Here is a 9,986-nt window from a genome sequence, read left to right on the forward strand (position 1 = left end):
CTGGCCCGCCGAGTGCGACCTCATGGCGCGGCTGGCCGGCTTGACGCTGGAGCAGCGTGTGGCGGACTGGGACGGGGCGCCCTTCACGTCCGACAGCGAAAGCCACGTGTCGGTCTGGCGCAAGCCACTCGACGCCTCTGATGAGGCCTAGCCGGGGTCATCGGCTTGTCCACCGGCCTAGCTCCACTGCGCCCAGGTACGGCGCGATGTGCTTGCCGAGCAGCCATCGGTAGAGCGCCGCAGTCCGGGGGCGCAGGCTCGGCTGCTGGGTGATCCACCGCTCCACATGGTCCCCAGCGTGATCCGCGCCCGCTCAAGGTCAATCCACTCACCGCGCATCATCTGCGCTTCGACCATTGACACGTACACAGCAACCCGTGATGGACGCTGCCTGTGCCGTCTCACTTGCCGGACCTGCCCAGAGCAAGATCTACGGCTGGAGTACTAGCGAGGGGTCGTGATGCCGGTGTAGAGGGGTACGGCGAGAAAGAGCGCAAACGCGATCCAAGGGGAGACGTACCCGAGTAGGCCCCCACCGAGAAAGAGCGCGGTGCCGATCAGTGCCTTGGTCCGCTCCTGCCGGAGCTACTTGCCGCCGCCCGCATGGATCAACTCGGGGTGCCGGACGGCGTACTGGTAGAAGATCCACGCGCTGATTAGCATCAGGGCGCCGACGAGGGCATAGAGGGCGATTGCGGTCCGGATGTCGCCCTGATTGCCCGCCTTCAGGAATCGGGCGACCACGGCGGTCGGAAAGGGTACCAGCGCTGAGCTGAACAATATGGCGAGGTTGGCCCAGTTCAGCGGCGGGCTGGTCGCCCGGATGCGCTCGAACACGTAGCGATGTGCCAGCCAGATCGCTGCCAGGTTGAGGAACGACGTGGCGTACGCCAGGTACGCCGGCCATTCTTCGAGCAGCCCCCGCAACAGGTGACCGGGTCTGATCTGGGGCGGCTTCAGGTCGAGCACGAGCAGGGTGATGATGATGGCGCGCACCGCGTCGCTGAACGTCTCTGTTCGCTCGACACTCCTGGCTGAACGCGCCTCGTCTTCTGCCGCACCCAATCCTGATCTCCCATCCCACCACCCGCCGACTGCTGTGGCCGGATTTCGCCACCTCGCTCAACGAGTGAGGCAGGTCCTGGACGTCGAGCCGTCGGGCTCGGCGCCGACGTCCAGACCGGATGGCAGTAGATCCGGCGCGCCCCTGTCCAGCGCTGGTCGCATCACTGGTCCGCCTTCATTCGAAAGCCTGGGCCAGGTGCGGCTTGGATGTCGTTCGCCTGGACGTGGTGATCGTGCTCGCATCGAACCTGCACGGAGAGTTGGGCGCCGCACCTGTCGTGGCGGGTGATGATGGCCGGGCCCGCCGAGTCGGCGCGGTATCGGTCGCCCCACTGCATCAGTCCTAGCACTGCCGGCGCCAGATCGGTCCCCTTGGGTGTGAACACGTACCGGAGTCGGCTGCGGGAGCCTGCCTCCTGGTATGGCTCGGTGGACAGGATGCCGTGCTCGACGAGCTTGCGGAGCCGCTCAGCGAGCAGATTGCGGGGACATCCCAAGATGCGTTCGAAGTCGCTGAAGCGGGCTGCGCCGTACCAGACCTCTCGAAGGATCAGCAGGGTCCACTTCTCGCCCAGCATGTCAACACCAGCGTCCATGCACCTACGTTGGGTGACGCGGTTGGCGGCAGATCCGGATACTGAGACGGGCACCAGGTCCGTTCCCGAGTGGAGGTCCGTCGGGCAGTTCCCATCCGTCCGCGCGATGCCGCTGCTTGTCTGCCGTTCAAGCGGCTTCGACGATCCGGTGCTCCCAGGCCCAGACGGCGATCTCGGTGCGGTTGCGTAGGCCGAGTTTCGTTTGGATGGTCGAGACGTGGCTTTTGACCGTACTCAGGGAGATGAACAGCTCGGCCCCGATCTCCAGGTTTGTGCGGCCGCGTGCGATCTCCCGGACCACCTCGATTTCGCGTTCCGACAACGACGGCAGCGACTTGTCGGGTTCTGGTTTCGGCGTGGTCAGGTGGCGTAGCAGCCGTACGGTGATCGACGGGGAGACGAGCGCATCGCCGTTGTGGGCGGCGCGTACCGCCTCGACGAGCAGGGCCGGTCCGGCGTCCTTGAGGATGAAGCCGGCCGCGCCGCCGCGTAGCGCGCCGTACACGTATTCGTCGAGGTCGAACGTGGTGACCACGATGACCCGCATCGGGTTGGGTACGCGGGGCCCGGCCAGTGCCCGGGTCACCTCGATGCCGTCGAGCCGGGGCATCCGGATGTCCACCAGGCAGACGTCGGGACGCAATTGGCGGGCCTGCGCGATCGCGTCGACACCGTCTGACGCCTCGGCGATGACGCTGATGTCCGGCTGGTCTTCGAGGATGAGCTTCAGGCCGCTACGGATCATCGCCTGGTCGTCGGCGAGCAGGACGCGGATCGTCATCGTGACAGTCCATCGTGGATAGGCAGGGTGGCCAGGACCGACCAGCCGGCGTCGGGGCGGGGACCGGTGTGCAGCGTACCGCCGAGGGTTTCGACGCGTTCGCGCATGCCGATGAGGCCGTACCCGCCGCGGGGAAAGGCGCGGGCGGGGCCCGGCGGCGCGTCGTCGACCACTTCGACCGTGACGCCAGCGGGGTTCTGGTCGACGGTGACGGTGACGCCGTGGGCGTGCGGCGCGTGGCGGGCCACGTTCGTCAGCGCCTCCCGGACGATCCGGTACACGGTGCTGGTCACCTCCGGCGGCCATGCCGCGCTCTCGTCGGGTACCCGTAGGCGCACCGGCGGGCCTTGCCGGTTGAAGCGCTCGACGAGTACGCCGAGCTGTTCCGGCCCGGCCGAGGCGGGCGGCGCGTCCTCAACGTCGCGTAGCAGCCCGACCACGCGGCGCATGGCGCGCAGCGCCTCGGTGCCGGCGGCCTCGATCCCGGTCAGCGACCCTGCCACCTGCCCCGGGTTCTTACGCGCGACGACGTGGGCGGCCTGCGCCTGGATCAGCATGCCGGTGATGTGATGGGCCACCACGTCGTGCAGTTCCCGGGCCAGCTCCAGCCGCTCGTCCCGGCGTACTTTCTCCGCGGTGGCCGCCGCCCGGTCGTCCAGCAGCCGCAGCGCCAGCCCGACCGCGACCGCGCCGAGCCAGGACGCGGCGTTCATCGCCACGACCCCCGAGGCGCCCGAGGACTGCGGCCGGGCGGCGAGATAGGCGCCGCCGACCACCGCGAGCCCTCCGGCGGCGAGCGCACCAGCAGGTACGGCAGGCAGCGCGCGCACCGCCGACCCGACGAGTACGGCGAGCGCCAGCGCCATGGCCGGTCCCGGCTCGGTCGGGAGGTGGAACACCCGGGCCGCCGCGATGGCCAGTCCAGCGATCCCGAGACCGGCGACAGCCGCCCACGCCCGCTGCCGCCGCCGTACCAGCGTCAACACACAGACCACGACGGCGGCCGCACCGCCCGCGAGCCAGTACCGGGTGCCCCACGTCTGCGCGATCGCAACGGCCTCAATGCCGATCGCGGCGAGGAAGACCACGGCGAGTCCCGCCGTGGCCGCGACCCCGAACAGCCGGTCCCAGATGCTCACCCTGGTCAAGCTACGAGGCCCGCCCGGCCGCACGCAGGGCGATCCCAAGCGCCACGGCAACCAACCAGGTGACCGTGTTCACGACGGTCACCACGGTGAAGCCCGCCGCGTCCGGAAGCGCGGTCAGCCAGGTGCCCACCACCACCGTGAACCCGCCCGCCGCAACGGCCGCGGCGCGCGGTCCCGGCAGCGTCCGGATCCCCGAGCCGACGAGTACGGCAAGCGCCAGCGCGGTGACCGGTCCAGGCTCCTGCGGCAGGTCGGCGACCCGGGCCACCACGATCGCCACCGCCGCGACCGCGAGTCCCCCCGCCACCGGCCAGGTCCGCTGCGGCCCGCGCAGCAGCGCGAGCAGCCCTGCCACCACCCCGGCCACGCAGTCGAACAACCAATTGAGCCCCGCCCCAACTGTCCGCGATCAGATACGCCGTGAGCCCGAGCCCGGTGACGAAGACCAGCCCCAGTACGGCGTTCATTGCCGTTCGGTGTGTCGTGTTCATGCCGAGGACGCTAGGAAATCGCCGGCTCGCGCGAACCGGTCAAAAGTAGGGTCGTCTGCGCACCAGCCCCTGCTTTGGACCGATGCCCGGCGCGCCCGCCGTTCGCAGGATGAGCCTATGGAAACACCACTCGTACTGCACGCCGAGCGGCTGACCAAACGGTACGGCCGCCGCACGGCATTGACTGACTGTGACCTGATGATCCCGCGCGGGCATGTCGTCGGGCTTGTCGGCCCGAACGGCGCCGGTAAGTCCACACTCCTTCAGCTAGCCTGCGGCCTGCTCGCACCGACTGCGGGTACGTTGTCCGTCCTCGGGTCCAGACCGGCAGCCAACGCGGCGCACCTGGCCCGGGTCGGCTTCGTCGCCCAGGACACTCCGGTGTACGCCTCGTTCAGCATCGCCGACCACCTGAGGATGGGTGCCTGGCTGAACCCGTCCTGGGACCCGGCGCTGGCCAAGCGGCGCATCGCCGAGGTCGGCCTCGACCCGGCGCAGAAGGCGGGCCGGCTGTCCGGCGGCCAGCGCGCGCAGCTCGCGTTGGCCATCGCCGCTGCGAAACGACCCGAGCTGCTCATTTTCGACGAACCGGCCGCCGCGCTGGATCCCCTGGCGCGCAAAGGCTTCATGCGCGGTCTCGTGGAGTTCGTGGGCGAACTCGGCGCCAGCGCCGTGCTCTCCTCGCACCTGTTGAGCGATGTCGAGCAGGTCTGTGACTACCTCGTCGTACTCTGCGACTCGCGCATCCAGATCGCCGGTCCGGTACGGGATTTGCTCGCCTCGCACCACAGGATCGCTGGCGATCCGGCCAGGATGGCCGCCGCGGTCGAGGTTATCTGGGCGGAGCGTGGCCGCGCCCTGGTCCGGGGCGATGCGGCGGCACGGGACGGTGCCGCGGCGCGGGACGCCGAGCCGGTCACGCTGGAGGAACTGGTCCTCGCCTACATGTCGCGGGCCGCCGGAGCGGGTGCCGTCCCCCGCGCGAGTGCGGCGGTGGCGCGATGATCAGGATGAGCTTGCGGCAGTTCCGTATCCAGGCGCTCGTCGGAGCGTTCCTGTTGGTCCTGGCCGCCATCTACCTGGTGCGCCTCGGCGGGGACATCCGTGCCGTGCGCGACACATCCCAGCTTCCGAGCCAGTACGGGCAGACGATGCTGTTCCTCGCCGCCGGTTTCGGTCTGGTACCCGCGCTCGTCGGTGCGTTCTGGGGCGCGCCGCTCATCGCTCGGGAACTGGAGACCGGTACCCATCGGCTGGTGTGGAACCAAAGTGTGCCCCGCCGCCGCTGGCTCGCGGTCAAGCTGACGGTCCTCGGCCTTGCCAGCATGGCCGTCGCCGGTACGCTCAGCGCGCTGTTGACGTGGGCAGCGGTTCCGGTCGACCAGGTGGCCGGCGACCGGTTCAGCGCGATCCTGTTCGGCGCGCGTGGTGTCGCGCCAATCGGGTACGCCGTCTTCGGCTTCACGCTCGGCGCCGTCACCGGGCTGCTGGTACGCCGCACCCTGCCGGCGATGGCGATGGTGTTCCTAGCCGTGATCGCGGTGCAGGTCGCCGTACCGAACCTGCTGCGACCGAACTACATGCCCGCCGAGCGGGTCACCGTATCGATGAGTGCCGACACCATCAACCAGGCCCGGGCGCTGGGCAGCATCACTGGCGGGCCGGTCGTCAAAGGGGTAGAGATACCGGACGCCTGGGTCACGAACACCAGTAGGCTCTTGACACCGGACGGCCGGCAGCTGTCCGACGCCGCCTTTAACGAGTGTTTCAACAACGCCCCGAAGACTGGTGCCACCGGCAGGTTCGGTGACACTGCGGTGTGTCTCGGCAAGCTCGACCTCCACGTCGACATGGCCTACCAGCCCAACGGGCGCTTCTGGCCCTTCCAATGGATCGAACTGGCGTTGCATCTCGGTATCAGCGCGCTGCTCGCGGCGGTCGGCCTGTGGCGCGTCCAGCGCCGGGTCAGCTAGCTCGCGCCGAGGGCACTACTTTCGGCAGATCCGGTACCGGCTACAAATGGCTGGCCCGCTGGCGGGCCGAGGGTGAGGCCGGTCTACGCGACCGGCCCAGCGTCGCCCGCCGGCTGCCCGGCAAGACCCCGGCAACGATTGAAGCGGCGATCTGCCAGCTGCGCCAGGACCGCAAGCTCGCCCCCGCGCCGCCTCGCCCCGCTGTTGGGCGTTCCCGCTCCGACCGTGCACGCCGTGCTTACCCGGCACGGCCGGCACCGCCTGGCCTGGCTGGACCGGCCCACCGGCCAGCCAGTTCGCCGCTACGAACGCGATCCCTTGACCATGCGCTTGCTGATCACCTGGTTCACCCGTGCTTTCCTCGTAGGGTGTGCCACTGCTGGCTGGTTGGCTAAGTGATCCTATGTGGTGTTTCGGTTCGCTGGTGGCCGTGTTCGCCGGCCGGATTTGCGGGATCCGGTCCCGTATGGTGGAGCGTCGACTGTTGGTAGCTGCGGGTAGGGGCGTGGGGTAGTGGCTGGTGCGTGGTTGACGTCGACCGCGACGTGCACCGCGTACCGGGCGTTGTGCGGTGGTAAGCCCGACGCACCCGGAGTTCAGAGGCCTGTGGCTGGACGGGTGTTCGCCGACCGGGTGGGGTGGCTGGCGGACCTGGTGCGGGGCATGGCCGACGGGGTGATCGTTGCGCACTGGTCGGATGCCGATCTTGCGGTGTTTGGTGGTGGCGTCGGGGCTGATGGGAGGCGTCTGCCGAGCAGCGGGTGGATGGCGTTGCGCCGGCTCGGCTGGGGTGCCGTGGCGCCGGCGGGTGTGGTGGTGTCAGACCGGGTTCGTCGGATCGCGGAGGAGGAAGCCGCCCGCGCTTTGCGTTTGGCGTGTCACCGCCGGCAGGTCGTTGCCGCGCTGCTCGCGACGTGGCCGGACGATCCGTTCGCCCGGACCGGTGAGGAATGGTCGGCGTTGCGTGCGCAGCTGTCCGAGGGCACCGACAACGCGACGATCCGCAACCGCACCCGGCAGATCGCCGGATACATGGACATGCATGGCCGCCTGCCGGCGGACCTGTGTGAGTTGGAGGGTCAGCCGGCCGTGGCGCGGCAGGTGAGCCTCGCGGCGGCCGATCGGCAACAGGTCGTCGTCGACCGGGTTGACGACCGCGTGGTGCGGCTGTGGTCGCAGCTTCCGGTATGCGCGGCGCCGGCCTCCTACCGCGACTGGGTGTGGCATGCCGTCGACGTGGTGCTGCCGGCACCCGTGCCCGCCGGAGTGAAGGTGTGCACGCCGACGCTGCGGCCCGGTGATGGCAAGGTTCGGGTCGACCTGCCCTGGCAGACCCCGCACACCCCGCCGCCGGTGGACGGGCACACGCGGGCGCTGGGTGTCGACTGGGGGGTGAACACCCTGCTGACCGCGACCGTGGCCGACCTCGACCAAGCTGGCTCGGTCCTGGTCGAGGGGCGCCCGTTGCGGTTCGACGCGACCGGTGTGTCGGCGAAGCTGGTACGGCTACGCCGCCACCGCGAACACCTCCACACCAAAGCCGATCATCTGTCGCGGCTGCGTGACGGCCGACCCGCCCACGCCCCGGCATTGAATGCGAAGCTTGTCGTCCTGGAGGCTGAGCATTCGGCGGTGTGCGCCCGGATCCGGCATCTCAACAAGGCTCTTGCCTGGTCGGCGGCGCGGTGGCTGGTCGACCACGCGACCGCGGTCGGCGCCACCGTCATCTACGTCGAGGACCTCGCCACCCTCGAGGCCGGTGGCGGGTCACGCAGCCTCAACCGGCGACTCTCTGGTGCGGTACGCGGCGCCGTGTTCACCGCCATCGCCCACCTCGCCGCGAAAGCCGGTATCGCCGTCGTCACTGTTCCCGTCCGTGGCACCTCGTCCGGCTGTCCCCGCTGCGGCCGCGCGGTCAAGCACGTCAGAACGCCGGAGCGCAGCGCCGCCGGGTACCGGTGGGCCACCTGCTCGTGTGGCCTGTCGATGGACCGTGACCACGCCGCGTCGCAACGGATCGCCGCCCGGGGCCTGGCCAACCAGACCAAAACCCTCCGCGACCGTAACGGCAACGCCGCGATCCGGACCGCCACCGACACACCGGTCCGTCACCGGGCCCGTCGACCTACCCGAGCCGCCACGATCAGGCCGGTGCGGGATCGACGTAAGACCGCACCTACCCGGAGGCAGGTCCGACCTGCAGCGGTCAAGGCTTCACGCCTGCTGCCCTTGCGACGGCAGGTTCCCGCCCCGGCAGGCTCCCCACCGGGAACTGCCGGCAAGCGTCCGGCGGGACGGACACCCCAGGAAACCCAGCCGTCAGGGCCGGTTCGCCAGGTGCCGCACACGGTTCCCACCACCGCCCCGCGACACCCACACCGGGTTCGCGGGGCAGTCCTCGGCCGCGGCTTCCACCGCCACGTGCACGCCACCCCGATCACCGACCGGGACGCTCGCACCGGCGAAACATCCGCCTCGCTGAGGATCACATAGGAAACCAGAGACGCTGAATCTCACACGTGATGGTCAGGAGGCTGAGGTGGGCGAGACGACGGTGGCCGAGGTGATGGCCGAGCTGGCCGAGCTCGAGGACCCGAAGACACGCGAGGTGAACGGGAAACACGGTGACGATCACGGTGTGAACCTCAGCAAACTGCGTGCGCTCGCGAAGCGGCTGAAGACGCAGCAGGAACTCGCGTGTCAGCTCTGGGAGACGGCTGACACCGCGGCGAGACTGCTGGCGATCCTGATCTGCCGTCCGAAGGCGTTCGAGCGTGACGAGTTGGACGTCATGTTGCGCGAGGCGCGCACCCCCAAGGTGCACGACTGGCTCGTGAACTACGTGGTGAAGAAGAACCCGCACTCCGAACAGCTGCGCCTGGCCTGGTCCGCCGATCCGGATCCAGTGGTCGCGAGTGCCGGCTGGGCGCTGACCACCGAACGCGTGGCCAAGAAGCCCGAGGGCCTCGACCTCGCAGGACTGCTCGACGTCATCGAGTCGGAGATGAAAGACGCCCCGGACCGCCTGCAGTGGGCGATGAACCACTGCCTGGCTCAGATCGGGATCGAGCACGCCGAGCACCGCGCCCGTGCAATCGACATCGGCGAGCGCCTGAAGGTGCTCGAGGACTACCCGACTCCCCCGAACTGCACGTCTCCGTTCGCGCCCATCTGGATCAGCGAGATGGTGCGCCGACAGCACGACAAGTAGGAAGGGTTCCTGCCCACGCTCGTGCCGCTCCCCGCAGAACGCGGCAACACGATCGACAGAAGCGGGCTATCGAGGCGAAGCGCAACGCACACGGAGACGCACCCTTGCAAACATCCACTTCTGCCGCTGCCAGAGGCGTTCGCGAGCGGCTTTCACGTGCGACCCCTCAACAGTGATCGTGGACTCTCGGAGCCATTGGGGAATTTCGTGAGCATTGCCACAAACTCCTTCTGTTCCCACAGGTCGAACTCGTTAGAGTCAGCCCCCTGAAGATCAGGAGGTGCACGATGTTGATGAAGCGAGGCAGGACCCGTCGTTCGGCCGAGATGGCCGCGGCGATGGCAGCGGTGCTGCTCACCGGGTCGGCCTGCGGCAGTGGCGGGCAGCAGGCGGATGCTGGGGTTACCTGGGAAGCGCCAACGTCGAGCGCGCCGCAAGTCAGCGCACCGGCTCGGCTCGCGGAGATCACCTCTGCTTGCAAGCTGCTGCCCGCCGAAGTAACCGTGAAGGTGCTCGGCGGATCCGCCGACACGAAGCTGAGCGCCGAGGAACAGCCGGTCGACGAGACCGATACAAGGCGCAGGTACTCCTGTGCCTACGGCCGCGACGGCCAGGAAGCACTCGGCGGGTTCAGCCAGTGGAAGCATTTGCCTCGACGAGTTCGGTGAATATCTCGGAGGGCTTCTTCCAGCCGTGGATCTTACGCGGTCGGTCATTGATC

Annotated in this window: 10 protein-coding genes and 1 pseudogene; 6 read left to right on the top strand and 5 right to left on the bottom strand. The window is 69.0% G+C overall.

Annotation, left to right across the window (positions count from 1 at the left end; translation table 11 throughout):
- Positions 1 to 585: 585 nt before the first annotated feature.
- The 5 genes from JNW87_RS28555 to JNW87_RS28575 form a co-directional block, all read right to left on the bottom strand.
- Positions 586 to 1,065, bottom strand: coding sequence for a TMEM175 family protein (locus JNW87_RS28555; protein WP_109802883.1), 480 nt, complete (start codon positions 1,063 to 1,065; stop codon positions 586 to 588).
- Positions 1,066 to 1,226: 161 nt separating this feature from the next.
- Positions 1,227 to 1,643, bottom strand: a complete 417-nt coding sequence (locus JNW87_RS28560) for a helix-turn-helix domain-containing protein (RefSeq protein ID WP_238454716.1) — start codon at positions 1,641 to 1,643, stop codon at positions 1,227 to 1,229.
- Positions 1,644 to 1,788: 145 nt separating this feature from the next.
- A complete protein-coding gene (locus JNW87_RS28565; RefSeq protein ID WP_109802881.1) occupies positions 1,789 to 2,442 on the bottom strand; it encodes a response regulator transcription factor in 654 nt (217 codons plus the stop codon).
- Positions 2,439 to 3,581 carry a sensor histidine kinase gene (locus tag JNW87_RS28570; protein ID WP_109802880.1) on the bottom strand — a complete coding sequence of 381 codons (1,143 nt, stop codon included), beginning with the start codon at positions 3,579 to 3,581 and terminating at the stop codon, positions 2,439 to 2,441. The genes JNW87_RS28565 and JNW87_RS28570 overlap by 4 nt, the downstream gene beginning before the upstream one ends.
- 10 nt (positions 3,582 to 3,591) lie before the next feature.
- Positions 3,592 to 3,969: a metal transporter gene (locus tag JNW87_RS28575; RefSeq protein ID WP_109802879.1), complete on the bottom strand. Its 378-nt coding sequence runs from the start codon at positions 3,967 to 3,969 to the stop codon at positions 3,592 to 3,594.
- 229 nt (positions 3,970 to 4,198) lie between these two features.
- Between JNW87_RS28575 and JNW87_RS28580 the strand changes: the two genes are divergently transcribed.
- From JNW87_RS28580 to JNW87_RS28605, 6 genes and pseudogenes are all read left to right on the top strand, one after another.
- Positions 4,199 to 5,086, top strand: a complete 888-nt coding sequence (locus JNW87_RS28580) for an ABC transporter ATP-binding protein (RefSeq protein ID WP_109802878.1) — start codon at positions 4,199 to 4,201, stop codon at positions 5,084 to 5,086.
- 5 nt (positions 5,087 to 5,091) lie between these two features.
- Positions 5,092 to 6,054, top strand: a complete 963-nt coding sequence (locus JNW87_RS28585; RefSeq protein WP_238454717.1) for an ABC transporter permease subunit — start codon at positions 5,092 to 5,094, stop codon at positions 6,052 to 6,054.
- Positions 5,970 to 6,366 (top strand): annotated as a pseudogene (locus JNW87_RS28590) (helix-turn-helix domain-containing protein); the annotation flags it as partial. The gene JNW87_RS28585 and the pseudogene JNW87_RS28590, both read left to right, overlap by 85 nt.
- Before the next feature lie 294 nt (positions 6,367 to 6,660).
- Positions 6,661 to 8,547: a zinc ribbon domain-containing protein gene (locus tag JNW87_RS28595; RefSeq protein ID WP_146231134.1), complete on the top strand. Its 1,887-nt coding sequence runs from the start codon at positions 6,661 to 6,663 to the stop codon at positions 8,545 to 8,547.
- Positions 8,548 to 8,620: 73 nt separating this feature from the next.
- Positions 8,621 to 9,265 carry a DNA alkylation repair protein gene (locus JNW87_RS28600; RefSeq protein ID WP_201749739.1) on the top strand — a complete coding sequence of 215 codons (645 nt, stop codon included), beginning with the start codon at positions 8,621 to 8,623 and terminating at the stop codon, positions 9,263 to 9,265.
- 338 nt (positions 9,266 to 9,603) lie between these two features.
- Entirely contained in the window at positions 9,604 to 9,933 is a 330-nt protein-coding gene (locus JNW87_RS28605; RefSeq protein WP_238454718.1) for a hypothetical protein, read from the top strand.
- Positions 9,934 to 9,986: the final 53 nt, after the last annotated feature.

The sequence above is a fragment of the Micromonospora sp. ATA51 genome, assembly GCF_016802855.1.
Taxonomy (GTDB): domain Bacteria; phylum Actinomycetota; class Actinomycetes; order Mycobacteriales; family Micromonosporaceae; genus Micromonospora; species Micromonospora sicca.

Coding starts and splice junctions, on each gene's coding strand:
- JNW87_RS28565 (WP_109802881.1), bottom strand. CDS start 2,442: ATGACGATCCGCGTCCTGCTCGCCGACGACCAGGCGATGATCCGTAGC.
- JNW87_RS28600 (WP_201749739.1), top strand. CDS start 8,621: ATGGCCGAGCTGGCCGAGCTCGAGGACCCGAAGACACGCGAGGTGAAC.
- JNW87_RS28585 (WP_238454717.1), top strand. CDS start 5,092: ATGAGCTTGCGGCAGTTCCGTATCCAGGCGCTCGTCGGAGCGTTCCTG.
- JNW87_RS28560 (WP_238454716.1), bottom strand. CDS start 1,643: ATGCTGGGCGAGAAGTGGACCCTGCTGATCCTTCGAGAGGTCTGGTAC.
- JNW87_RS28605 (WP_238454718.1), top strand. CDS start 9,604: ATGGCAGCGGTGCTGCTCACCGGGTCGGCCTGCGGCAGTGGCGGGCAG.
- JNW87_RS28580 (WP_109802878.1), top strand. CDS start 4,199: ATGGAAACACCACTCGTACTGCACGCCGAGCGGCTGACCAAACGGTAC.